This window comes from Stenotrophomonas nitritireducens (assembly GCF_001431425.1).
In the GTDB taxonomy this organism is placed as follows: domain Bacteria; phylum Pseudomonadota; class Gammaproteobacteria; order Xanthomonadales; family Xanthomonadaceae; genus Stenotrophomonas; species Stenotrophomonas nitritireducens.
In genome coordinates, this window is the sequence record NZ_LDJG01000016.1 from 1 (window position 1) to 22,184 (window position 22,184).

The 22,184-nt window shown below is 69.0% G+C and carries 21 protein-coding genes; 6 read left to right on the forward strand and 15 right to left on the reverse strand.

Going from position 1 to position 22,184, the window contains the following annotated elements; translation table 11 throughout:
• Window positions 1–58: 58 nt before the first annotated feature.
• Both smeE and ABB22_RS11105 read right to left on the reverse strand, forming a co-directional pair.
• Entirely contained in the window at window positions 59–3,205 is a 3,147-nt protein-coding gene (smeE, locus tag ABB22_RS11100) for a multidrug efflux RND transporter permease subunit SmeE (protein WP_055772372.1), read from the reverse strand.
• Between the two features lie 12 nt (window positions 3,206–3,217).
• Window positions 3,218–4,390, reverse strand: a complete 1,173-nt coding sequence (locus ABB22_RS11105; RefSeq protein WP_055772375.1) for an efflux RND transporter periplasmic adaptor subunit — start codon at window positions 4,388–4,390, stop codon at window positions 3,218–3,220.
• Window positions 4,391–4,606: 216 nt separating this feature from the next.
• Between ABB22_RS11105 and ABB22_RS11110 the strand changes: the two genes are divergently transcribed.
• Together ABB22_RS11110 and ABB22_RS11115 are read left to right on the forward strand one after the other, a co-directional pair.
• Window positions 4,607–5,278 carry a TetR family transcriptional regulator gene (locus ABB22_RS11110; protein ID WP_057505212.1) on the forward strand — a complete coding sequence of 224 codons (672 nt, stop codon included), beginning with the start codon at window positions 4,607–4,609 and terminating at the stop codon, window positions 5,276–5,278.
• 180 nt (window positions 5,279–5,458) lie between these two features.
• On the forward strand, window positions 5,459–5,869 hold the full coding sequence (locus tag ABB22_RS11115; protein ID WP_057505213.1) for a hemerythrin domain-containing protein: 411 nt from the start codon (window positions 5,459–5,461) through the stop codon (window positions 5,867–5,869).
• Between the two features lie 59 nt (window positions 5,870–5,928).
• Here ABB22_RS11115 and hslU read toward each other — a convergent pair whose 3' ends face one another.
• Both hslU and hslV read right to left on the reverse strand, forming a co-directional pair.
• Window positions 5,929–7,302 (reverse strand): ATP-dependent protease ATPase subunit HslU, encoded by a 1,374-nt coding sequence (gene hslU / locus ABB22_RS11120; protein ID WP_055772384.1) that lies wholly within the window; start codon window positions 7,300–7,302, stop codon window positions 5,929–5,931.
• 99 nt (window positions 7,303–7,401) lie between these two features.
• On the reverse strand, window positions 7,402–7,953 hold the full coding sequence (gene hslV, locus ABB22_RS11125; protein WP_055772387.1) for an ATP-dependent protease subunit HslV: 552 nt from the start codon (window positions 7,951–7,953) through the stop codon (window positions 7,402–7,404).
• 152 nt (window positions 7,954–8,105) lie between these two features.
• Here hslV and ABB22_RS11130 point away from each other — a divergent pair, with 152 nt between their 5' ends.
• Window positions 8,106–8,549, forward strand: a complete 444-nt coding sequence (locus ABB22_RS11130; protein ID WP_200911408.1) for a CopD family copper resistance protein — start codon at window positions 8,106–8,108, stop codon at window positions 8,547–8,549.
• A 41-nt stretch (window positions 8,550–8,590) separates the two neighbouring features.
• Here ABB22_RS11130 and ABB22_RS11135 read toward each other — a convergent pair whose 3' ends face one another.
• From ABB22_RS11135 to ABB22_RS11165, 7 genes are all read right to left on the reverse strand, one after another.
• Window positions 8,591–9,064: a DUF1203 domain-containing protein gene (locus ABB22_RS11135; protein ID WP_055772392.1), complete on the reverse strand. Its 474-nt coding sequence runs from the start codon at window positions 9,062–9,064 to the stop codon at window positions 8,591–8,593.
• Window positions 9,065–9,175: 111 nt separating this feature from the next.
• Window positions 9,176–10,069: a tyrosine recombinase XerC gene (xerC, locus tag ABB22_RS11140; RefSeq protein WP_055772395.1), complete on the reverse strand. Its 894-nt coding sequence runs from the start codon at window positions 10,067–10,069 to the stop codon at window positions 9,176–9,178.
• Window positions 10,070–10,082: 13 nt separating this feature from the next.
• A complete protein-coding gene (locus ABB22_RS11145; protein ID WP_055772398.1) occupies window positions 10,083–10,760 on the reverse strand; it encodes a DUF484 family protein in 678 nt (225 codons plus the stop codon).
• Complete coding sequence (dapF, locus tag ABB22_RS11150) at window positions 10,757–11,608, reverse strand: diaminopimelate epimerase (RefSeq protein WP_057505214.1); 852 nt, start codon at window positions 11,606–11,608, stop codon at window positions 10,757–10,759. The genes ABB22_RS11145 and dapF overlap by 4 nt, the downstream gene beginning before the upstream one ends.
• Window positions 11,601–11,816 (reverse strand): LPS translocon maturation chaperone LptM, encoded by a 216-nt coding sequence (lptM, locus tag ABB22_RS11155; protein ID WP_057505215.1) that lies wholly within the window; start codon window positions 11,814–11,816, stop codon window positions 11,601–11,603. Before lptM ends, dapF begins: the two co-directional genes overlap by 8 nt.
• 94 nt (window positions 11,817–11,910) lie before the next feature.
• Window positions 11,911–12,315, reverse strand: coding sequence for a YbaN family protein (locus ABB22_RS11160; RefSeq protein WP_200911409.1), 405 nt, complete (start codon window positions 12,313–12,315; stop codon window positions 11,911–11,913).
• A 14-nt stretch (window positions 12,316–12,329) separates the two neighbouring features.
• The gene (locus tag ABB22_RS11165; RefSeq protein WP_057505216.1) at window positions 12,330–14,438 is read right to left on the reverse strand and encodes a S9 family peptidase; all 2,109 of its coding nucleotides are present in this window, start codon (window positions 14,436–14,438) and stop codon (window positions 12,330–12,332) included.
• A 104-nt stretch (window positions 14,439–14,542) separates the two neighbouring features.
• On the opposite strand from ABB22_RS11165, the gene ABB22_RS11170 reads away from it, so the two are divergent.
• Entirely contained in the window at window positions 14,543–15,748 is a 1,206-nt protein-coding gene (locus ABB22_RS11170; protein ID WP_152984145.1) for a pyridoxal phosphate-dependent aminotransferase, read from the forward strand.
• Between the two features lie 201 nt (window positions 15,749–15,949).
• Here the strand turns inward: ABB22_RS11170 and ABB22_RS11175 are convergent, their stop codons facing one another.
• Together ABB22_RS11175 and ABB22_RS11180 are read right to left on the reverse strand one after the other, a co-directional pair.
• Window positions 15,950–18,049: a prolyl oligopeptidase family serine peptidase gene (locus ABB22_RS11175; RefSeq protein WP_057505218.1), complete on the reverse strand. Its 2,100-nt coding sequence runs from the start codon at window positions 18,047–18,049 to the stop codon at window positions 15,950–15,952.
• A gap of 68 nt (window positions 18,050–18,117) precedes the next feature.
• On the reverse strand, window positions 18,118–18,426 hold the full coding sequence (locus ABB22_RS11180; RefSeq protein ID WP_055772414.1) for a hypothetical protein: 309 nt from the start codon (window positions 18,424–18,426) through the stop codon (window positions 18,118–18,120).
• Window positions 18,427–18,557: 131 nt separating this feature from the next.
• Between ABB22_RS11180 and ABB22_RS11185 the strand changes: the two genes are divergently transcribed.
• Entirely contained in the window at window positions 18,558–19,157 is a 600-nt protein-coding gene (locus ABB22_RS11185; protein WP_055772418.1) for a lipocalin family protein, read from the forward strand.
• A 147-nt stretch (window positions 19,158–19,304) separates the two neighbouring features.
• Window positions 19,305–20,135: a ubiquinone anaerobic biosynthesis accessory factor UbiT gene (ubiT, locus tag ABB22_RS11190; protein ID WP_057505219.1), complete on the forward strand. Its 831-nt coding sequence runs from the start codon at window positions 19,305–19,307 to the stop codon at window positions 20,133–20,135.
• Window positions 20,136–20,174: 39 nt separating this feature from the next.
• Here the strand turns inward: ubiT and ABB22_RS11195 are convergent, their stop codons facing one another.
• Together ABB22_RS11195 and ubiU are read right to left on the reverse strand one after the other, a co-directional pair.
• Window positions 20,175–21,047, reverse strand: coding sequence for a U32 family peptidase (locus ABB22_RS11195; protein WP_057505220.1), 873 nt, complete (start codon window positions 21,045–21,047; stop codon window positions 20,175–20,177).
• A gap of 10 nt (window positions 21,048–21,057) precedes the next feature.
• Window positions 21,058–22,056 carry a ubiquinone anaerobic biosynthesis protein UbiU gene (gene ubiU / locus ABB22_RS11200; RefSeq protein WP_057505221.1) on the reverse strand — a complete coding sequence of 333 codons (999 nt, stop codon included), beginning with the start codon at window positions 22,054–22,056 and terminating at the stop codon, window positions 21,058–21,060.
• Window positions 22,057–22,184 lie beyond the last annotated feature (128 nt).

Below are 22,184 nucleotides of genomic sequence, written 5' to 3' on the forward strand. Positions count from 1 at the left end.
GCCCCGGCGTTGTCGTTTCAGCGAGGGTACCGGCGTGCCGCCGGCCCCGCATCGGTCATCACGCCTGCGGCGATTCCCCGTTCCCGGCCAGGCGCCGGCGGTTGAACAGGCGCTGCACCACCACGAAGAACAGCGGGATGAAGAACAGGCCCAGCAGGGTGCCGGCGATCATGCCGCCCAGCACGCCGGTACCGATGGCGCGCTGCGCGCCCGAACCGGCGCCCGAGGCGATGGCCAGCGGCAGCACGCCCAGGCCGAACGCCAGCGAGGTCATCACGATCGGCCGCAGGCGGTCGCGCACCGCGTGCATCGTCGCCTCGATCACGCCCGCGCCCTTCTCCAGGTTCTCCTTGGCGAACTCGACGATCAGGATCGCGTTCTTCGAGGTCAGGCCCACCGTGGTCAGCATCGCCACCTGGAAGTAGACGTCGCGCTCCATGCCGCGCATGGTGTTGGCCAGCACCGCGCCGAGGATGCCCAGCGGCGCCACCATCAGCACCGCGGTAGGCACGCTCCAGCTTTCGTACAGCGCGGCCAGGCACAGGAACACGATCAGCAGCGACAGCGTGTACAGCAGCGGCGTCTGCGAACCGGCCTCGCGTTCCTGGTAGGACACCGCGGTCCATTCGATGCTGAAGCCCGGCGGCAGCTGGCTGGCCAGCTTCTCCACTTCCTGCATCGCATCGCCCGAGGCCACGCCCGGCGCGGCCTCACCCTGGATTTCCAGCGCGGAGACGCCGTTGTAGCGCTCCAGGCGCGGCGAACCGTAGTCCCAGCGCTGGCTGGCGAAGGCCGAGAACGGCACCATCTGCCCGGCGCTGTTCTTCACCGTCCACAGGTTGAAGTCTTCCGGGTTCATGCGGAAGCCGTCGTCGGCCTGCATGTAGACGCGTTTGACCCGGCCGCGGTCGATGAAGTCGTCGACATAGCTCGAACCCCACGCGGTGGCCAGGGTGCTGTTGATCGCATCCAGCGACAGCCCGTGCGCGCCGGCCTTGGCCACGTCGATGTCCAGGCGCAGCTGCGGGGTGTCGTCCAGGCCGTTGGGGCGGACGTTGGCCAGCTTGCCGCTCTTGCCCGCCATGCCCAGCAACTGGTTGCGCGCGTTGACCAGCGCATCGTGGCCCTGCCCGGTGTTGTCCTTCAGGAAGAACGTGTAACCCGAGGCGGTACCCAGCTCCGGCATCGCCGGCGGCGGGAAGGCGAAGATGAAGGCGTCCTTGATCTGCCCCAGCGCGGCCATCGCGCGGCCGGTGATCGGCCCCACCCCGTCCTTGGCGCCGCGGTCCTTCCAGTCCTTGAGCTTGACGAAGGCCATGCCCGAGTTCTGGCCCATGCCGGAGAAGCTGAAGCCCTGCACCGAGAACACCGATTCAACGGCGTCCTTCTCGTTCTGCAGGAAGTGGTCTTCCAGCTTGTAGATCGATTCCAGGGTACGTTCCTGGGTGGCGCCCACCGGCGCCTGCACCAGCGCCATCAGGATGCCCTGGTCCTCGTTGGGCAGGAACGAACTGGGCAGGCGCACGAACAGCAGGCCCATCGCGACCGCCAGCGCCAGGAACACCGCCATGAACCGCCACGGCCGCGCCAGGATGCCGCGCACGCCGCGCTGGTAGCTGCCGCTGGTGCGGTCGAAGCCGTTGTTGAAGCCGTTGAAGAAGCGTCCGGCCAGGCCGCGGTGGGCGACGTGGTGCTCGCCCTTCTTCAGCGGCTTGAGCATGGTCGCGCACAGCGCCGGGGTCAGCACGATCGCCACCAGCACCGACAGCGCCATCGCCGAGACGATGGTCGCCGAGAACTGGCGGTAGATCACGCCGGTGGAGCCGCTCATGAACGCCATCGGCACGAACACCGCCGACAGCACCAGGCCGATGCCGACCAGCGCGCCGGTGATCTGGCCCATCGACTTGCGCGTGGCTTCCAGCGGCGACAGCCCTTCCTCGGACATGATGCGCTCGACGTTTTCCACCACCACGATGGCGTCGTCCACCAGCAGGCCGATCGCCAGCACCATGGCGAACATGGTCAGCATGTTGATCGAGAAGCCCAGCGCGGCGAGGATGCCGAACGTGCCCAGCAGCACCACCGGCACCGCGATCGTCGGGATCAGCGTGGCGCGGAAGTTCTGCAGGAACAGGTACATCACCAGGAACACCAGCACGATCGCCTCGAGCAGGGTCTTGACCACGCCCTTGATCGACACCTTCACGAACGGCGTGGTGTCGTACGGGATCACCGCCTTCAGGCCGCGCGGGAAGTTGGCCGCCAGCTCGTCCAGGGTCTTGCGCACGCCCTCGGAGGTATCCAGCGCGTTGGCGCCGGTGGCCAGGGTGACGGCCAGGCCCGAAGCGGGCTTGCCGTTGTAGCGGGTCACGAAGTCGTAGGTTTCCGCACCCAGCTCCACGCGCGCGATGTCGCCCAGCTTCAGCGTCGAGCCGTCGGCCTCGGTGCGCAGCACGATGTCGCGGAACTGCTGCGGGGTCTGCAGGCGGTCCTGTGCGTTGATGGTGGCGTTGAGCTGTTGGCCCTTCACCGCCGGCGCGCCGCCCAGCTGGCCCACGGCCACCTGCGCGTTCTGCGCGCGCACCGCCGCGGTCACTTCGTCCACCGAGACCCGGTAGGTCTGCAGCTTGTTCGGGTCCAGCCAGATGCGCATGGCGTACTTGCCGCCGAACACCTGGATCGAGCCCACGCCCGGCACGCGGCTGAGCGGGTCCAGGACGTTGGAGCCGACGTAGTCGGAGATGTCGTGCTCGTCCATGCTGCCGTCCTCGGACACGAAGCCGACGACGTTGAGGAAGCCCGAGCTGGACTTGGCGACGTTGATGCCCTGGCGCTGCACTTCCTGCGGCAGCAGCGGCATGGCCAGCTGCAGCTTGTTCTGCACCTGCACCTGGGCGATGTCCGGGTTGGTGCCGCTCTCGAAGGTCAGGGTGATGCTGGCCTGGCCGTTGGAGGAACTGTTGGACGAAAAGTAGATCAGCCCATCCAGGCCTTTCATGTTCTGCTCGATGATCTGCGTCACCGAGTCCTCGACCACCTTGGCCGAAGCGCCCGGATAGTTGGCCGAGATCGATACCGCGGGCGGCGCGACCTCCGGGTACATCGAGATCGGCAGCTTGAGCATCGCCAGCGCGCCGGCGAGCATGATGATGATGGCGATGACCCACGCGAAGATGGGTCGATCAATGAAGAAGCGAGCCATGGATGTCTCCGCTTACTGCTTGGCCGCCGGCGCGGCCGGCGCGGCGGGTTTGGCGGCTTCGGCGCCCTTCTCGGTGGCCTGCACCGGCATGCCCGGGCCGATCTTCTGCAGGCCCTCGACGATGACCTTGTCGCCGGCCTTCAGGCCGTCCTCGACCAGCCACTTGTCGCCGATGGCGCGGCTGACGGTGACCGGACGCAGCGCGACCTTGCCTTCGCCGTCGACCACCATCGCGCTGGTGTTGCCCCTGGGATCGCGGGCGATGCCCTGCATCGGCACCAGCAGCGCATCCTGGCGCACGCCGCTGCCCAGTACCGCGCGCACGAACATGCCCGGCATCAGCACCTGGTCGGGGTTCTCCACGCGCACGCGCAGGCCATAGCTGCCGGTGCCCGGGTCGACGCTGACCTCGGAGAATTCCAGGGTGCCCTTGTGCGCGTAGCGGCTGCCGTCTTCCAGCACGATGTCCACCGGCAGTTCGGACGCGCCCTGCAGGCGGCCGGCGGCCAGTTCGCGGCGCAGCTGCAGCAGTTCGGCCGAGGACTGGCTGACGTCGATGTAGATAGGGTCGAGCTGGTTGATCGTGGCCAGCGCATCGGCCTGGCCGGCGCTGACCAGCGCACCTTGGGTGACCGTGGACTTGCCGATCTGGCCGCTGATCGGCGCGGTGATGCGGGCGTAGCCCAGGGTCACGTTGGCCGCGTCCAGCGTCGCGCGGGCGGCGCCGACGTCGGCCTCGGCCTGCTTCCACAGGGCCTGCGCGTTCTCGTCGTCCTGCACGCTGATGACCCGGCTCTTGACCAGTTCGCTGCTGCGGCGCGCGGCCAGGCGCGCGGCGCTGGCGCTGGCCTCGGCGCGGGCCAGCTGCGCGCGGGCGCTGTTGGCCTGGGCGCGGTAGGCGGCGTCATCGAGCTGGTACAGCGGCTGGCCCTGCTTGACCAGGCTGCCTTCGGTGAACAGGCGTTTGGCGACGATGCCGTTGACCTGCGGGCGCACCTCGGCCACCTGGTAACCGGTGGCGCGGCCGGCCAGTTCGCGGGTCAGGGTGACCGGCTCGGCCTTGAGGGTGACCACGGTGACCTGCCCGGGGCCGCCGGCCTGCTGCGGCGGCTGCCCCCCGCAGGCGGCCAGGGCACCGGCGACCAGCAACGACAGGAGGACAGGGCGGAGAATCGATCGGCTCATGGCGGGAAGACTCGCAGAGAGGGAGAAGCCATGCGACCTGGCCTGCTCCGCTCCGGCGGGAGCAGGCGGCCAGCAGCGGCGCGCGCGGAAAACCCACGCACATTACCGCGATCGGATGACGGGAAAAGAGCGCGAAAGGATACATACATGCATGTCTGTTTGTAAATTGCTAGAATTCAGACATGTTTCACATGGGCTGTGCACAACGGCAGCGCAATGGCACGCAAGAGCAAAGAAGACGCGCAGGCCACCCGCGAGGGCATCCTCGACGCGGCAGTGGCCTGCTTCCACGAACACGGCGTGGTCGCCACCACGCTGGCGATGATCGCCGCGCGCGCCGGCTATACCCGCGGCGCGGTGTACTGGCACTTCAAGAACAAGACCGAAGTGCTGGAAGCGATGATCGAGCGCGACCGCATGCCCTTCGTGCAGCGCCTGCAGCGCACCTACGCGCCGCAGCGGCAGACGCCGGTCCAGGACCTGCGCGCCGTCATCCGCGTCTCGCTGGCCGAACTGGCCGGCGATCCGCGCCAGCGCAGCCTGATGGAGATCCTGCTGCGCTGCGAACAGTCCAGCGAGAGCCAGAGCATCCAGTCCATGCAGCGCCAGAACTCGCAGGAGGAACTGGACATGGTCACCCGCGCGCTGGAGCGGGCGCGCGACCTGGGCCAGCTCCGCGCCGGCGTCGACGCCGCCACCGCCAGCCGCATGCTGCACATCAGCCTGACCGGCGCGCTGTACAACGCCATGGCCCAGCCGGAGGAGTACGACCTGGAACGCGACGGCCTGATGGTGATGGACGTGGTGCTGCAGGCCTATGTCCGCGAGGAAGTCTTCCAGCCGGGCGTGTTCCCGGACGAAGCCGACAGCGCCGGCTGGGACGCCTGACCCGGCATCGCCGCCATGGGTGCAGTCCGGGCCGCGGTTCACGGGCCGGCAAAGCGCCGCCTCCTGCACCTTGATGACTGCCCGCTGCATGCCGCGCGCATGCCGGCTCAAGTTCGCGACGCCCGGGCCGATGCACGGCGCGACCGGCATGGGGCCGGAAGAGAGGCAGACAGACAGGCGATGGACATACAGCGATACCACCACGACCACGCGCGGATCCTGGAACAGATCGACGCGCTGCGGGCTTTGGCGCGCGCAGGCGTGCGCGAGAATGCCGAGAAAATCGGCCAGCTGATCACCTGCACCGCCAGCCACATCAAGTTCCACCTGGCAGCCGAAGACCAGGTGCTCTACCCGACCCTGGCGCGCTGCGGCAAGGCGGACGTGGCGGCGATGAGCGAACGCTACCGGATCGAAATGCAGGGGCTGGCCGAAGCGTTCGCCGGCTTCGTCAGGCAATGGCGGGTACCGGCGCGGCTGGCCGCCGATCCGGAAGGATTCCGCCGCGACGCCAATACCGTGCTGCGGGCGCTGTTCGAACGCCTGCAACGCGAGAACGCCGAACTGTACCCGGCCGCCGGACGCGTCTGACGACACCGGCATGAACAACAACGGCGCCCGAGGGCGCCGTTTCCGTCGATGCGGTCCGTTTACAGGATGTAGCGGCTCAGGTCCGGATCCTGCACCAGCTCGCCCAGGTGGCCGTCGACATACGCGGTATCGATGGCGAGGGTCTCGCCGTCGCGGTCCGGGGCCTCGTAGCTGAGCGTATCCAGCAGCCGCTCCAGCACCGTATGCAGGCGCCGGGCGCCGATGTTCTCCTGGCGCTCGTTGACCTGGAAGGCGATCTCGGCCAGCCGGTCGATGGCATCGGCGGTGAAGCTCACCTTGACGCCTTCGGTGGCCAGCAGCGCTTCGTACTGCTTGGTCAGCGCCGCCTTGGGCTCGGTGAGGATGCGCACGAAGTCGTCCTTGCTCAGCGCGCCCAGTTCCACGCGGATCGGGAAGCGGCCCTGCAGTTCCGGAATCAGGTCGCTGGGCTTGGCCAGGTGGAACGCGCCGGAAGCGATGAACAGGATGTGGTCGGTCTTGACCGTGCCGTACTTGGTGGACACGTTGGAGCCCTCCACCAGCGGCAGCAGGTCGCGCTGCACGCCTTCGCGCGAGACATCGCCACCAGACGAGCTGGAATCGCCGCGCTTGGCGACCTTGTCGATCTCGTCGATGAACACGATGCCGTGCTGCTCGCAGGCCTCGATCGCGGCGCTGCGGATGTCGTCCTCGTTGACCAGCTTGCCGGCCTCCTCTTCCACCAGCAGCGGGCGCGCGGCCTTGATCGTCAGCGTGCGCTTGTTCGACTTGCCGCTGCCGAGGTTGGCGAACATCGAACGCAGCTGCTGGCCCATTTCCTCCATGCCCGGCGGGGTCATGATGTCCATGCTGACGTTGGCCGCCACTTCCAGCTCGATCTCGCGTTCGTCCAGTTCGCCGTTGCGCAGCATGCGCCGGAACTTGATGCGGGTTTCATTGTCCTGCGCCGACGGCTCGTTGCGCGCGGCATCGGCGTCGAAACCGATGCCGACGCTGCGGCGCGGCAGCAGCGCATCGAGGATGCGGTCCTCGGCCTTCTCCTCGGCCTGGGTGCGCACGCGCACCTTGGCCTGTTCGCGGTACAGCTTGACCGCGGTGTCGGCCAGGTCGCGGACGATCTGCTCCACGTCCTTGCCGACGTAGCCAACCTCGGTGAAACGCGTGGCCTCGACCTTCACGAACGGCGCGTTGGCCAGCGTGGCCAGGCGGCGCGCGATCTCGGTCTTGCCGACGCCGGTGGGGCCGATCATCAGGATGTTCTTGGGCATCACCTCGTTGCGCAGTTCGGCCGGCAGCTGCATGCGGCGCCAGCGGTTGCGCAGGGCGATGGCGACCGCGCGCTTGGCGTCGTGCTGGCCGACGATGTGCCGGTCCAGTTCCTGCACGATCTCGCGCGGGGTCATGGTGGCGGAGGAGACTTCGATCTTCGACATGGATGTGCTCACGAATTCGGGGGGAGTGCCGGCCGCTGGCCGGCAGCCTCGGCAGGTCGGGAACGCTGCGGTTGCCGGCCAGCGGCCGGCACTACCGCCTTACAGTTCCTCCACCACCACGTTGGTGTTGGTATAGATGCAGATGCCGCCGGCGATGTTGATCGCCTCGGTGGCCACGCCACGCGCATCCAGATCGGTGTGCTTGAGCAGCGCGCGCGCGGCGCTCAGCGCGTAGGAGCCGCCGGAGCCGATCGCGATGATGCCGTCCTCCGGCTCGATCACGTCGCCGGTGCCGCTGATGATCAGCGAGGTTTCCCTGTCGGCCACGGCCAGCAGCGCCTCGAGCTTTCCGTAGCGGCGGTCGGTGCGCCAGTCCTTGGCCAGTTCCACCGCCGCGCGGGTCAGCTGGCCATGCTTCTCGAGCTTGGCCTCGAACAGTTCGAACAGGGTGAAGGCATCGGCCGCCGCGCCGGCGAAACCGGCCAGCACCTGGCCGTCGCGACCGAGCCGGCGCACCTTGCGCGCATTGCCCTTCATCACCGTGTGGCCCAGCGTGACCTGGCCGTCGCCGGCGATCGCCACGTGTTCGCCGCGACGTACGCAGCAGATGGTGGTGGCATGGAAAACATTCGGGTTCTGGCTGGGATCCATTGGGAGGCCTCCGGGGTGTCCCGGCAACAATGGGGGCAGCGCCGGGCGGTTCAAGCATCCCCGGCGAAGCCGCCGCGGCTTGATTCAGGTCAAGCAGCGGCCGGGCCGGCAGGCCGATCATGGCGGCGTGGCCCGGCCACGCGAGGAACCCCGTGCTTCCCTACCCGCTGCTGCTCATCGCCCACCTGTTCGCCGCCGTGATGTTCGTCGGCGCGGTGTTCTTCGAGGTGTTGATCCTCGGCAGCGCGCTGGAGCGCGTACCGGCTGGAGTGAAGCGGCGCGTCGAATCGGCGGTCGCCCAGCGCGCGCGCCGGCTGATGCCGTGGGTGCTGGCGCTGCTGTATGCCAGCGGCCTGGGCATGGCCTGGCATTACCGCGCGGCGCTGGCGCAGCCGCTGGCCAGCAGCTTCGCGCTGATGCTGGCGCTCAAGATCGCGCTGGCGTTGAGCGTGCTCGGTCATTTCATCGTGGCGATGCGCACGCGCGGCCATGGCGAACGCATCGCCCGCCGCTTCCAGCGCATCCACGTCAGCGTGTTCTGCCACATGCTCGGCATCGTGCTGCTGGCCAAGGGGATGTTCTATTTCACCGGTTGATCCTGTCGCCGGTGCCGGCGGGGAAGCACTGCCGGCACACATCACCCCACCCGGTCGGCGCGGCAGAGATAGCAGCCATGCCGGGCGCTGTGCAGGTGCACGTAGGCAACGCGCGGATCGTACAACTGCGCGCGCAGCCAGCTGCCGGCCTGTCCGCCCTCCACCACCTCGGCGGCCACGATGCAGTCGCCGTGGTCGTAGGCGCGCACGGAAACCAGCCGCTGCGCGACATACGGCGGCAGCTCGTTGGCCGCCAGCCGCGCCGGTACCGCACCGCGGCGGATGAAGACCGGCCCGCTGGCGCGGTACGGCGAGGCCGCCGGCTGGTGCCAGTAGGGCAACAGCAGCAGTTCCTCACCGACGGCGGCATTGCACAGGCTGACCCGGCACGGGAAGCCGCGCGCACTGTCGGCGATGCGGCGCACCGCGCCATGCGCGGCCAGTCCGGCATCGTCGAGATCGAACAGGGGCTGCAGCGGCGCAGGATCGATGCCGGAAAGCAGGAAGTCGGCCATGGCGTAGTGGTTGATGGGGAGACGCCCGCAGGATGCCGCCCGCATGGCACGCCCGCCGGCCATATCCGGACATCGCATTGCCTGCTCCCGCGCTTGCGGAAACGCCGGGACTCAGTCCGGCTCGGCGGGGCTGCGCCGTTTCGCGCGCGGGTGCGCGGCGTCGTAGACCTTGGCCAGGTGCTGGAAATCCAGGTGCGTGTAGATCTGGGTGGTGGCGATGTCGGCGTGGCCGAGCAGTTCCTGCACGCCGCGCAGGTCGCCGGAGGATTCCAGGATGTGGCTGGCGAAACTGTGCCGCAGCATGTGCGGGTGCACGTGCTTGAACAGCCCCTGCCGCTGCGCCAGCTGCCGGATGCGGATCTGCACCGCGCGCTGGCTGATCGCGCCGCCGCCGCGCCCCGGGAACACCGGCTTGTCGGTGCCGCCACCGCTGTCCTTGCGCCACGCCTGCAACGCCGCCATGGCGTGCGAGCCGACTGGCACGGTGCGCTCGCGGTTGCCCTTGCCGCGCACCAGCACCATCGCGCTGGCCAGGTCGAGATCGCGCCAGCGCAGCGCGCACAGCTCGCTCAGGCGCAGGCCGGAGGAATAGAACAGTTCCAGCAGCGCGCGGTCGCGCAGGCCCAGCGGCGCATCGGTCGGCAGTTCGACCAGTTGCACCGCTTCGTCGGCATCGAGCACCTGCGGCAGCTTGCGCGGCGCCTTCGGCGCGCGCAGTCCGGCCGCCGGGCTGCTGTCGATCGCGCCATTTTTCAGCAGCCAGGCGTAGAAGCTGCGGATCGCCGACAGGCGCCGCTGCAGGCTGCGCGGCGACAAGCCACGCCTGTGCCCGGCGGCGATGAACTCGCGCAACTGGTCGGTCGCCAGCGCGCGTGGTGCGCCGGCGCCCTGCGCGTCGCACCACTGCGCCAGCGCGGTGAGGTCACGCCGGTAGGCGTCGAGCGTATGCGCCGACATGCGCCGCTCGACCTGCAGGTAGGAAAGAAACGCTTCGACGGCGTCCATCGCCGCTTACGCCTCAGCCGCCGCGGAAGCGCTGCAGCGCCACCACCAGCGACTCGCCCATCATGCGCAGGAACAGCGTGCCCATCCCGGGATAGAAGCGGTTCGGATCGTGGCTGCCGACCGCGATCAGGCCGACGCCCGGCAGCGGCAACAGCGCGGTGGACAGCACCTCGCCGACACGCTCGGCGTACAGCACCTCGTTCTTCTCCGGCTGCAGGCGGCCGCAGATCGGCTCGCCGTCCTGCAGGCAATCGTGGAACGGCGCCAGCCGCGCATCGCCGGAAGCGATGACCTGCAGCCACGGCGCCTGTTCCAGCTCCGGCACCGGCTGCAGGCTGACGATGCGCACCAGGTCGCCGGCGAAATCCTCTTCCAGCGAGGCGGCCATCGCGCGCAGCGTGTCGGCGGCGCTGGTCTGCCGCATCAATGCCAGGGTCAGCTGGTGGGTGCGGACCGCCAGGCGCTCGTTGACCTGCGCGTTGACGCCCAGGTCGGCCAGCCGCCGCGACAGCTCGCGGTTCTTGTCGCGCAGCACTTCCAGCTGGTAGCTGGCCAGCGACGCGGTCGGGCCGTCGTCGCGCGGCACCACCAGGGTCAGCGCCAGGTCGGGGAACTGCTTGAGGAAGCCGGGATGGCGCCGCAGCCAGGCCGCGACTTCATGGGCGCCGATTTTCTCCAGGGTGTCGTTCATCCCATCCACTCTCCATCGAATACGAAGGCCGCCGGGCCGGACATCACGATCTGCGCGTCGTCGGCCGGCCATTGGATGCGCAGCTCGCCGCCGGGCAGCGACACCACCGCGTCGCGCGCCAGCCGTCCGCGCTGCATCAGCACCACCGCCGCGGCGCAGGCGCCGCTGCCGCAGGCCAGGGTTTCGCCGACGCCACGCTCGAACACGCGCAGGCGCACGTGGCCATTGTCCAGCACCTGGGCGAAACCGACGTTCACCGACTCCGGGAACGAAGCGTGCTGCTGCAGCAGCGGCCCCATCCGCTCCACCGGCGCCGCGTCGATCAGGCCGACCTCCAGCACCGCGTGCGGGTTGCCCATCGATACCGCACCGAAGCGAACGTTCTCGCCCTGCAGCGGCACCACGTATTCGTCGCGGGCGCGCGGGAAACCGATCAGCGGGATCTGCGCCGGTTCGAATTCCGGCTGCCCCATCGCCACGGCGTAATGCCCGCCGTCCAGCCGGCGCACCGCATGCGTGCGCAGCGGGCTGTCGATCAGGAATTCATCGCCCTGCGCCGCGCCGTCGCGCACCAGCCAGGCGGCCACGCAGCGCGCGCCGTTGCCGCACTGCTGCGAGGTGGAGCCGTCGGAGTTCCAGATGCGATAGGACGCCACCGAAGCGGCATCGCGCGGCGGCTCGATGGTCAGGATCTGGTCGCAGCCGACGCCGCGATGCCGGTCGGCGATGCGCGCGGCCAGGTCCACATCCGGCGGCGGCGTACCGTCGCGCAGGTCCAGCACCACGAAATCGTTGCCGGCGCCATGCATCTTGGTGAAACGCAGGCGCGGTGCCGCCGGCCTATTCATGATCGTGGCCGTCGGCCTTCTGGTCCTGTGCCTGATTGCCGGCTCCGGATTGGCCGACGGGCGGCGCGTCGGCCGGCTTCACTTCCTGCTCTTCCACCGGTACCGGCTTCTGCGGCATCACCAGCGGCCCCTTGTTGCCGCAGGCGGTGAGGACCAGCAGCGCGCTTGCGGCTGCAACGAGCATCAGGGGACGGGACGTCTTGTTCATGGCCCGAGTATAGCCACTGGCATGCAGGGCCGGCCGCGGCTGGCGGCCTCGGCCATGCCGGCGATTCATCAACACTCCCCGCCAGTGGCCGGCATCACGCCTGCGGCGGCAGCGGGCGCGTCCACAGCCAGGCGCAGACGCAGGCCATGCTGCCGATCGAGAACCATTTCACCCAGGCCAGCGGTACGCACCAGAGCATGATCAGCGCGCAGGCCAGCATGGTCGCGGTGGCCATCCACTTGCCCTTGCGGCTGACCGCGCCGTGCGCCTGCCAGTCGGCGATGGCCTTGCCGAAGCGTGGGTGGGTCAGCAGCCAGCGGTGCAGGCGCTCGGAACCGCGCGAGGCGGCCCAGGCCGAGATCAACACGAACACCGTGGTCGGCAGCCCCGGCACGAAGATGCCGACGATGCCCACGCCGAGGCTGGTGTAGGCCAGCAGCCACCAGGCCCAGCGCAGGCGCACCGGGCGTGGCTCCGGGGGCGTTGACGGTTCCGGCATGGGCGCGGGCGCCGTCAGTGCGCCACGTCCAGCTGCGACAGCACGAACGCGTAGGACTCGGCCAGCTCGTGGTAGCGCTGGAAACGGCCGGACTTGCCGCCGTGGCCGGCCTCCATGTTGGTGCGGAACACGATGGGATGCGTGCCGGTGTTGACGTCGCGCAGGCGCGCCACCCACTTGGCCGGCTCCCAGTACTGCACCTGCGAATCCCACAGGCCGGTGCCGACGAACAGTGCCGGATAGGCCTGCGCGCGCACGTTGTCGTACGGCGAATAGCCGAGCATGTAGTCGTAGTACGGCTTCTGCTCCGGGTTGCCCCATTCGTCGTACTCGTTGGTGGTCAGCGGGATGCTGGCGTCGAGCATGGTGGTGACCACGTCCACGAACGGCACCTGCGCCACCATCACCCGGTAGTCGCCCGGCGCCTGGTTGGCGACCGCGCCCATCAGCAGGCCGCCGGCGCTGCCGCCGGACGCGGCCACGCGGTCCTTCGCCGCCCAGCCCTGCGCCACCAGCGCGCGGGTGACGTCGATGAAGTCGTTGAAGGTATTCTGCTTGTGCAGCAGCTTGCCGTCCTCGTACCAGTGGCGACCCATCTCCTCGCCGCCGCGGATGTGGGCGATGGCGTAGACCATGCCACGGTCGAGCAGGCTGACCACGCTCTGGTTGAAGTACGGATCCATCGACATGCCATAGCTGCCGTAGGCGTACTGGTACAGCGCGGCGCTGCCGTCCTTCTTGAAACCCTTTTTATAGACCAGCGACACCGGCACCTTCGCGCCGTCGCGCGCCGCCACCCACACGCGCTCGGTCTGGTACAGCGACGGGTCGTAGCCGATCACCGGCTGCTGCTTGAGCTGGCGGCGCTCGCCGGTCTTCACGTTGAGCTCGTAGGTGGTGGCCGGCGTGGTCAGCGAGGTGTAGCTGTAGCGCAGCCAGTCGGTCTCCGGCTCGGCGTTGACCGACAGGCCCATCGAATACGCCGGTTCGTCGGCCTTGACCAGTTCGCTGCGGCCGTCGGCGAACAGCAGGCGCACGCGCTCCAGCGCCTCGGCGCGTTCGGCGATGGCGGTATAGCCGTCGAACAGCTCGAAGCCTTCCACCAGCACCTGCGGATCGTGCTTCACCCAGTCCTGCCACTGCGCGCGTGCGGTGGCGCCGTCCGCCGCGGTGACCAGCTTGAAGTTGGTCGCGCCATCGGCATTGGTGCGGATCACCCAGCGGCCGTCGAAATGGTCGGCGTCGTATTCCACGTCGCGCGCGCGCGGCGCCAGCACGGTGAACACGGCCGGGTCGGCGGCCGGCGCATAGCGCAGCTCCGAGGACACGGTGCTGTCCACGCCGATGGTGATGTAGCGGTCGTCGCGGGTGCGGCCCACGCCCATGTAGAAGCTGTCGTCGTCTTCCTCGTAGACCAGCGCATCGCTGCTGGCCGGCGTGCCCAGCACGTGCTTCTTCACCCGCACGGTGAGCAGGGTCTCCGGGTCGTTCTCGACGTAGAACAGGGTGCGGTTGTCGTCGGCCCACACCACGTTCGGCGACACGCCCTGGATCACGTCCGGCAGCAGTTCACCGGTGGCGAGGTCCTTGAACCGGATCGCGTACTGGCGGCGGCCGACGTCATCCTCGGCCCAGGCCAGCAGGCGGTTGTCCTGGCTCACTTCCATGTCGTCGACGGCGAAATAGCCCTTGCCCTCGGCCATGGCGTTCAGGTCCAGCAGCACTTCCTCAGGCGCCTGCATGTCGCCCTTGCGGCGGGCGTGCACCGGGTAGTCCTTGCCGGTCTCGTAGCGGGTGTAGTACCAGTAGCCGCGCTCGCGGTACGGCACGCTGGCGTCGTCCTGCTTGATGCGGCCGACGATCTCGGCGTAGAGCGTCTCCTCCAGCGGTTTGAGCGGCGCCATCAGCGCGTCGGTGTAGGCGTTCTCGGCAGTGAGGTAGGCCAGCATCGCCGGGTCCTTGCGCTCGTCGTCGCGCAGCCAGTAGTACTCGTCCTGGCGGACCGCGCCGAACGGCGCCTTGACCGGGTGGGGACGCTTTTCGGCATCGGGCGGAACGGGCGGGGTGGCGACGGCGGTATTCATCATCAGGCTTGCGACCAACAGGCAAAGGGCGGGTTTCATGGCACGGGCTCCGTGGACGACACGCTGCCGCCCGGGCGATGGCCGACAGTGTGCCATGGGAGCGCAGGCCACCCGACTGCGGCGGGCGGCCTATGATGTCGGCGATGAACGCCCCCGCCCCCACGCCGTCCGGCTACAGCCGGCGCAGCCACGAAATCGCCCCGTTCCACGTCATGTCGCTGCTGGCGCGCGCCAACGCGCTGGAACAGGCCGGCTTCGATGTGATCCACCTGGAGATCGGCGAGCCCGATTTCACCACCGCCGAGCCCATCGTGCGCGCCGGCCAGGCCGCGCTGGCCGCCGGCCATACCCGCTACACCGCCGCGCGCGGGCTGCCGGCGCTGCGCCAGGCCATCGCCGGCTTCTACCGCAGCCGCCATCGGCTGGACATCGACCCCGAGCGCATCCTGGTCACGCCCGGCGGCTCGGGCGCCCTGCTGCTGGCCTCCAGCCTGCTGGTCGACCCCGGCCGGCACTGGCTGCTGGCCGATCCCGGCTATCCCTGCAACCGCCATTTCCTGCGGCTGGTGGAAGGCGCCGCGCAACTGGTCCCGGTCGGCCCGGACAGCGGCTACCAGCTCACCCCGGAGCTGGTCGAGCGGCACTGGAACGCCGCCAGCGTCGGCGCGCTGGTCGCCTCGCCCGCCAACCCCACCGGCACCACGCTCGATGCCGCGCAGCTGGCCGCCCTGTCGGCCGCGCTGAAAGCGCGCGGCGGGCACCTGGTGGTGGACGAGATCTACCACGGCCTGACCTATGGCTTCGACGCGCCCAGCGTGCTGGAAGTGGACGACGAGGCCTTCGTGCTGAACAGCTTCTCCAAGTACTTCGGCATGACCGGCTGGCGGCTGGGCTGGCTGGTGGCGCCGCAGCGCGCGGTTCCCGAACTGGAGAAGCTGGCGCAGAACCTGTACATCAGCGCGCCGTCGATGGCCCAGCACGCGGCGCTGGCCTGCTTCGAGCCGGAGACCATCGCGGTCTTCGAGCAGCGCCGCGAGCAGTTCCGCCAGCGCCGCGACTACCTGCTGCCGGCGCTGCGCGCACTGGGGTTCCGCATCGACGTCGAACCGCAGGGCGCGTTCTACCTGTACTGCGACGTGAGCGCATTCACCGACGACGCGCAGGCGTTCTGTGCGCATTTCCTGGAAACCGAGCACGTGGCGTTCACGCCCGGGCTGGACTTCGGCCATCACCGCGCAGGCCAGCACGTGCGCATCGCCTATACCCAGGAGGTGGCGCGGCTGCAGGAAGCGGTGGCGCGGATCGGGCGTGGGCTGGAGAGCTGGGGACAGGTCATCGCTTCGCGCTGACACCCCACGATTCGCGCTGCAAACCGCGGGCCCCGTCTTTCGCTTGCCGCACCCCGCGCCTTCGGCGCGCCCCCTGACCCGGGGGGCTTTCCTCCAGATACATCCTGGTAGTGCCTGCAGTTTTTCCGGAGCGAGGAGATTTTCTCCCTCCAAACGACAACGCCGCCTTGCGGCGGCGTTGTCGCCTGCATCCTGTTGCTGTCACTTCCTGCTGAGCTGCTCCCACAGGAAGCTGTAGGCCAGCGCCGACATGTGCGCGGCCTGCGCATTGTTCGCCGCGCCGCCGTGGCCGCCTTCGATGTTCTCGTAGTAGGTCACGTTCTTGCCGGCGTCGATCATCTTGGCCGCCATCTTGCGGGCATGGCCCGGATGCACGCGGTCGTCGCGGGTGGAGGTGGTGAACAGCACCGGCGGGTAATTCTTCTTCGCGTCGAACAGGTGGTACGGCGAGAAGGTCTTGATGAACTCCCAGTCGGCCGTGTCCGGGTTGCCGTACTCGGCCATCCACGAGGCGCCGGCCAGCAGGTGGCTGTAGCGCTTCATGTCCAGCAGCGGCACCTGCACCACCACCGCACCGAACAGCTCCGGGTACTGGGTGAGCATGTTGCCGGTGAGCAGGCCGCCGTTGCTGCCGCCCTGCACGCCCAGGTGCCTGGCCGAGGTGATCCGGCGGCTGACCAGGTCCTGCGCCACCGCCGCCATGTCCTCGTAGGCCTTGTGGCGGTTCTGCTTCAGCGCCGCCTGGTGCCAGCGCGGGCCGTACTCGCCGCCGCCGCGGATGTTGGCCACGACGTACACGCCGCCCTTGTCCAGCCACGCACGGCCCATGCCGCCGGAGTAGGACGGGGTCAGCGAGATCTCGAAGCCGCCGTAGCCATACAGCAGGGTCGGGTTGGAACCGTCCAGCTTCATCGCCTTGTCGTGCACCACGAAGTACGGCACGCGGGTGCCGTCCTTGCTGGTGGCGAAGTGCTGCTCGATCACCTTGCCGCTGGCATCGAAGAACGCCGGCATGGTCTTGAGCACTTCCGGCTGCTGGCCGATCTGCGCCAGGGCCAGCGTGGTCGGGGTCAGGTAGTCGGTGACGGTCATCCACACCGCATCGCTTTCGTCCGGGTCCACTGCACCGACACCGATGGTGCCGAACGCCGGGGCGCCGGTGAAGTCGCTGCGGGTCCAGCCATCGGCACCGTGCGTCAGCACCTGCAGGCGGTTCTTGACGTCGTCCAGCACGTTCAGCACGACATAGTTCTTCGTCCACACCGCGCCGGCCAGCGAGGTGGTGTCGGTCGGCGCGAACAGCACGTCGAACTCGCGCTTGCCGGCCATGAAGTCGTCGAACTTCGTCGCCAGCAGCGAGCCGGCGGCATAGGTCCTGCCGCCCACGGTCCACGGCTCGCGCAGTTCCAGGGTCAGCCATTGGCGGCGCACGGCCTTCTCGGCCGAGTTCGGCGCGTCGATCTTCGTCAACGCGCCATCGGCGCCGATCAGGAACAATTCGTTGTTGTAGAAGGCGATGGTGCGGCTGACGAAGTCGTGCTCGAAGCCCGGCGTGTCGTCATGCATCGCCGCGATGTACATGTCCTCCGGCGTGCCCTCGTACACCGGGGTGGCCGCGGACATCGGCGTGCCGCGCTTCCAGCGCTTGACCACGCGCGGATAACCGGAGGTGGTCATCGTGCCATCGCCGAAATCGGTATAGACGAACACGTTGTCGCGGTCGATCCAGCCCAGGCCGCCCTTGGCTTCCGGACGGAAGAAGCCGTCCTTGATCCAGTCCTTCTTCGCGATGTCGAATTCGCGGGTGACGTCGGCATCGGCGCCGCCGCGCGACAGCGCGATCAGGCAGCGGGTGTATTCCGGGCGCAGGCAGTTGGCGCCGTGCCACACCCAGTTCTCGCCCTCGGCCTTGTTCAGCGCATCCAGGTCCAGCACGGTTTCCCACAGCGGCTCGGCCTTGCGGTACTCCACCAGCGTGGTGCGGCGCCAGACGCCGCGCTCGTGCTGCTTGTCCTTCCAGAAGTTGTAGTAGTAGTCGCCGATCTTCTCGACGCCGGGGATCTTGGCGTCCGAATCCAGCACCTGGCGGATGCCGGCTTCCATCTGCTTGAACTGCGGGCTCTGCGCCAGCCGGGCCTCGGCCTTGGCGTTCTGCTCCTTCACCCAGGCCAGCGGCTTGTCGCCGGTGACGTCCTCCAGCCAGGCGTACTTGTCCTGGTCGGCGTCAGCGGCCATGACGGCCCCGGACAGGCTTGCGGAAATCAAACCCGCGGCAAGGCAGGCGGAAGTGAATCGGGACATGATGGCTCCATGCGGTCATAAGCCGCGAACGCTAGCACAGCGCCGGTGCCGCCTTCCCCTGTCGAAGGTCAGGCCGCCCGCACCGCCGTACCGCGGCGCGGACGGCGCAGGCGCCGGGCCTGCGGCCGTTGCCGGTTGCCCGCCGCCCGTGGCCGCATGCGCCATGCCGCCGGCAGGCGGAACCGGTACAGCGCCCACCACGCGCTCAGCGGCATGCCCAGCAGCCACAACGGCAGCCAGCCGATCCAGACACTGCTGCCGCGCATCGCCGGCCACACCAGCACCAAGGCCAGCCCGGCAAGCACGGCCTGCCTGACGCAGCGCAACACGCGCGGATCGGGATATTCGACGGTATTGCTGCGGGACGACTCGGCCATGACACGCTCCGGTAACGGGTTCAGGCGCATGCTGCCGGTCGTCCATCTCAGGGGTTGCGACCGGGCATTGACGCATCCATCGCCGCCCATCGAACATGCTGGCGTCACCCATCAAGGCGCTCCGCCCCGCAATGCGACCCATCCCTGCGTTCCTGTCCGCTTTGTTGCTGAGCCTGACCCTGCCGCTGGCGCCGGCCCTCGCGCAGGACGCCGCACCGGCGGCCGTCGAAGCCAGGGGCGTCGCCGAAGGCCCGATCGACCTGCAACGCTTCATGGGCCGCTGGTACGTGATCGGACGGGTTCCGAATTTCGTCGAGCGCGGCCATGTCGCCAGCATCAACACCTACAGCCTGCGCGGCGGCGACCGCGTCTCCATCCGCTACCAGTACCGCGATGGCTTCGATGCGCCGGAAGAGGAAATCGACCTGCGCGCGCGCGTGGACGAGGACAGCGGCAACCGCCGCTGGCGTACGTGGTTCTACAAGGTGGTGCCGACCCACTCGCGCATCCTGGAAGTGGCGCCGGACTATTCCTGGGCGCTGATCGGTTACCCGGGCCGCGAGATGGCATGGATCTTCGCCCGCGAGCCGGACATGGACGCCGCGCTGTACCGGCAGCTTGCGCAGCGCCTGCGCGACCGCTACGAGGTCAATACCGACAAGCTCAAGCGCGTGCCGCAGCACCCGGAGCAGGTCGGCAGGCTGGGCTTCGAGGTTCCCAACCAGAAGTGACCCTCGCCCCGCCCCGCGGAACCGGGCGGGCTTGACCTGCATCAATCGCCGCCCACCGGCGGCGCCCTAGCATGGCGGTCTCCAGCAGGACACCGCCATGCGCATCGACTCCATCGCGACACCCGGCCCACGACCGGGCCGGCAATCATGAATGCCTGGTTCGACCGCCTGGTACTGGCCTGCACGCGCCACGCTATCGACCGGGTCGACGACGGCATGGTGGAACTGTTCGCCGGGCGCCAGCGGCTGGCTGCCATCGCCGGCCGCGCCAAGGCGCACGCCGGCCTGTGCCGGCGGGATCCCGAACGCGAACGCGCCGTACTCGAGCGCGCGCGACGGCGCGCGCGCCTTCGCGGCCTGGAGGGCGAAAGCGTGGTGCCGGTGATGCAGACCCTGATCGCCCAGGCCCACCATCGCCAGCTCACACCGGCCGCTTCCCCGCCCGCTTCCGAAGGCATCGCCATGTCCATTCCCTCCCCGTCCGGCCTCGCCTCCCGCCTGCTGCGCTGGCTGCCGCCGCCACGCTACTGGCGCCCGCTGCTGTCGCGGATACCGGAACCGGTGCATGCCCGGGTGGTTCCGCGCGTACTCGAACGCGCCGTCTCCGCGCCGGAGGTGCTGCGCAGCCTGGAGGCCCTCGAAGGCCGGCGGCTCGGCATCGACGTGCGCGATCTCGGCCTGCGCTGGGTGATCGAGCTGGCCGATGGCCGCCTGCGTTTGGCCGAGGGCGATGCGGAAGCCACGATCCGCGGCAGCGCCACCGACCTGTCGCTGCTGGCCAGCCGCCAGGAGGACGCCGACACCCTGTTCTTCCAGCGCCGGCTGGAACTGACCGGCGATACCGAACTGGGCCTGCTGCTGCGCAACCTGCTCGACCGCATGCCCTGGGAAGCGATACCGCTGGCGCAGCGGATCGCCCTGCAGCGCGGCAGCCGGCTGCTGCGGGCCGCGCGCGAGGCCCATGCGCGGCGGCATTGAGCGCAAGCGCATCCCGCCTCGCGGGCGGGATGCACGGGCTCATGCGGTCGTGCGCATGCCCGGTTCGCCATGCCAGTAGCCGTTGCGCTGGCCGATGCGGGCAGGCGCCACCACGCTGGCGCGGGCGGCATCGAAATGCCGCACCACCGCTTCCATGCCCGCGGCCTGCGGATACAGGCGCAGGATGTCCACGCCCAGCGCACGCAGTTCCGGCAGCTCCGGGCCAAGGTCGGTGATTTCCTCGCCCTGCACCGAGATGCCGTTGATGCGCAGGAACGGGCGCCCTTCGCGGGTGGCCAGCGGCATGCCATCGGGATGTTCGATGCAGCGGAAGCCGCACTGGTCCTTGGGCACGTCCAGCGCGCGGGCGGTGAAGCAACGCGCCGAGTACGACAGCGGCAGGCGCCCCCACGCCGTCACTTCCAGCTCCGGCATTGCGCCGCCTCCGGCGATGCAGGCATCAGCCAGTTCGCCGATCAGCGCGCGGCCCTGCTCCACGCCCGGCACCCAGCGGCGCAGCCCGTCCTCTGCCAGCATCGCCAGCGCGCGGTGGTTGTAGACGTTGAGCGAGGGCCCGGCCACGAACGGACGGCCCTTTTCGCGGCACAGCTGCACCGCCGACAGATCGTTGGCCTCGATCCAGAAACCGCCGTGCGACACCTGCCGGTCGAGCACGCTGAGTTCGGATTCGGCCTCGATCAGCGCCAGCGTGGACAGCACGACCTGCTTGCCCGACGCCGCCAGCTCCCCGGCCAGCGCCAGCCAGTCCGCGGTGCGCAGCTCGCGGCGCTTGCTGCACACGGTTTCGCCGAGGTAGACGATGTCGAGCGGCCAGTGGATCGCCTCGCGGTAGAACGCGAACGTACGTTCGCGCGGCCAGAAGTACTGCAGCGGACCCAGGCTGAGTTTCATCGTTGTTCCTTCAGTGCCAGGCGCGGTGGTACGGGCCCAGCGTGGTCTGGTGGCCTTCGGCGTGGCGCGACAGCTCCGCCTGCCATTCCGGCCGGAGCTGCCAGCGCGCTTCGTCGGCCATGACCTGGTCGATGGCCCTGCGCCAGGTACGCGTGACCGGACCGACATAGGCCACGCCACGCTGGCGGCCCTCGATCTTCAGCGCGGCCACGCCGATCTGCTTCAGTCGCGGCAGCAGCTCCATCGTATTGAGGCTGGTGGGTTCCTCCAGCGCATGGAAGATCTCGTTGCCGACCTCGAAGCGGCCCTTGCACACGGTGGGATAACCGGCCGGCTCCTCCGGCTTGAATTCGTCGATCAGCACGTCGTTCAGGCGGACGCTGCGGCTGCCGTCGTGCTGCTCTTCCCAACGCACGAATTTCGCCGGCGAACACACGCCGTGGCGGTTGGGCGAGGTGCCGGTGACGTAGCTGGAGAGCTGGCAGCGGCCTTCCACCATGATGCACAGGCTGCCGAAGGCGAACACCTCCAGCGCCACCGGCGACTTCTCGCACAACCGCTCCACCTGCTGCAGCGACAGCACGCGCGGCAGCACCGCGCGGCTGATGCCGAAACGCTCGTATGCATAGCGCAGGGCCGGCGCGGTGGTCGCCGAGCCCTGCACGGAAAGATGGCGCGGCAGCCGCGGATGGGTGCGCGCGGCGTAGTCCAGCACCGCCATCTCGGCGGCGATGATGGCATCGGCGCCCAGTGCCGCGGCCTTGTCCACGGCGGCATGCCAGTCCTTCAGGCGCGCGCTGTCGGGATAGGTGTTCAGCGCCAGGTAGACGCTGGCCTTCCTCGCATGCGCATAGCGGATGCCGGCGCGCAGCTCGTCGTCGGAGAAATTCAGGCCGGGGAAGGCGCGCGCATTGGTCTGGTCGCGGAAGCCGGCATAGACCGCGTTGGCTCCCGCATCCACCGCCGCCTGCAGGGCCGGCAGATTGCCGGCGGGACATACCAGTTGCATGCGGTGGCTCCAGCGCGATGGAGCCGGCATGATCCTGCCGGTGGCCGCGCACGTCCTTGACATGGGTCAAGCTGCGTCCGCGTACGGCGTTGACGTGGATCATGGGCGGCATGCCGGGCGCGTGTGAT

Coding starts and splice junctions, on each gene's coding strand:
- ABB22_RS11115 (WP_057505213.1), top strand. CDS start 5,459: ATGGACATACAGCGATACCACCACGACCACGCGCGGATCCTGGAACAG.
- ABB22_RS11175 (WP_057505218.1), bottom strand. CDS start 18,049: ATGTCCCGATTCACTTCCGCCTGCCTTGCCGCGGGTTTGATTTCCGCA.
- ABB22_RS11170 (WP_152984145.1), top strand. CDS start 14,543: ATGAACGCCCCCGCCCCCACGCCGTCCGGCTACAGCCGGCGCAGCCAC.
- ubiU (WP_057505221.1), bottom strand. CDS start 22,056: ATGCAACTGGTATGTCCCGCCGGCAATCTGCCGGCCCTGCAGGCGGCG.
- ABB22_RS11145 (WP_055772398.1), bottom strand. CDS start 10,760: ATGAACGACACCCTGGAGAAAATCGGCGCCCATGAAGTCGCGGCCTGG.
- xerC (WP_055772395.1), bottom strand. CDS start 10,069: ATGGACGCCGTCGAAGCGTTTCTTTCCTACCTGCAGGTCGAGCGGCGC.
- ABB22_RS11165 (WP_057505216.1), bottom strand. CDS start 14,438: ATGAAACCCGCCCTTTGCCTGTTGGTCGCAAGCCTGATGATGAATACC.
- ABB22_RS11110 (WP_057505212.1), top strand. CDS start 4,607: ATGGCACGCAAGAGCAAAGAAGACGCGCAGGCCACCCGCGAGGGCATC.
- hslU (WP_055772384.1), bottom strand. CDS start 7,302: ATGTCGAAGATCGAAGTCTCCTCCGCCACCATGACCCCGCGCGAGATC.
- ABB22_RS11180 (WP_055772414.1), bottom strand. CDS start 18,426: ATGGCCGAGTCGTCCCGCAGCAATACCGTCGAATATCCCGATCCGCGC.
- dapF (WP_057505214.1), bottom strand. CDS start 11,608: ATGAATAGGCCGGCGGCACCGCGCCTGCGTTTCACCAAGATGCATGGC.
- hslV (WP_055772387.1), bottom strand. CDS start 7,953: ATGGATCCCAGCCAGAACCCGAATGTTTTCCATGCCACCACCATCTGC.
- ubiT (WP_057505219.1), top strand. CDS start 19,305: ATGAATGCCTGGTTCGACCGCCTGGTACTGGCCTGCACGCGCCACGCT.
- smeE (WP_055772372.1), bottom strand. CDS start 3,205: ATGGCTCGCTTCTTCATTGATCGACCCATCTTCGCGTGGGTCATCGCC.
- ABB22_RS11105 (WP_055772375.1), bottom strand. CDS start 4,390: ATGAGCCGATCGATTCTCCGCCCTGTCCTCCTGTCGTTGCTGGTCGCC.
- ABB22_RS11160 (WP_200911409.1), bottom strand. CDS start 12,315: ATGCCGGAACCGTCAACGCCCCCGGAGCCACGCCCGGTGCGCCTGCGC.
- lptM (WP_057505215.1), bottom strand. CDS start 11,816: ATGAACAAGACGTCCCGTCCCCTGATGCTCGTTGCAGCCGCAAGCGCG.
- ABB22_RS11135 (WP_055772392.1), bottom strand. CDS start 9,064: ATGGCCGACTTCCTGCTTTCCGGCATCGATCCTGCGCCGCTGCAGCCC.
- ABB22_RS11185 (WP_055772418.1), top strand. CDS start 18,558: ATGCGACCCATCCCTGCGTTCCTGTCCGCTTTGTTGCTGAGCCTGACC.
- ABB22_RS11195 (WP_057505220.1), bottom strand. CDS start 21,047: ATGAAACTCAGCCTGGGTCCGCTGCAGTACTTCTGGCCGCGCGAACGT.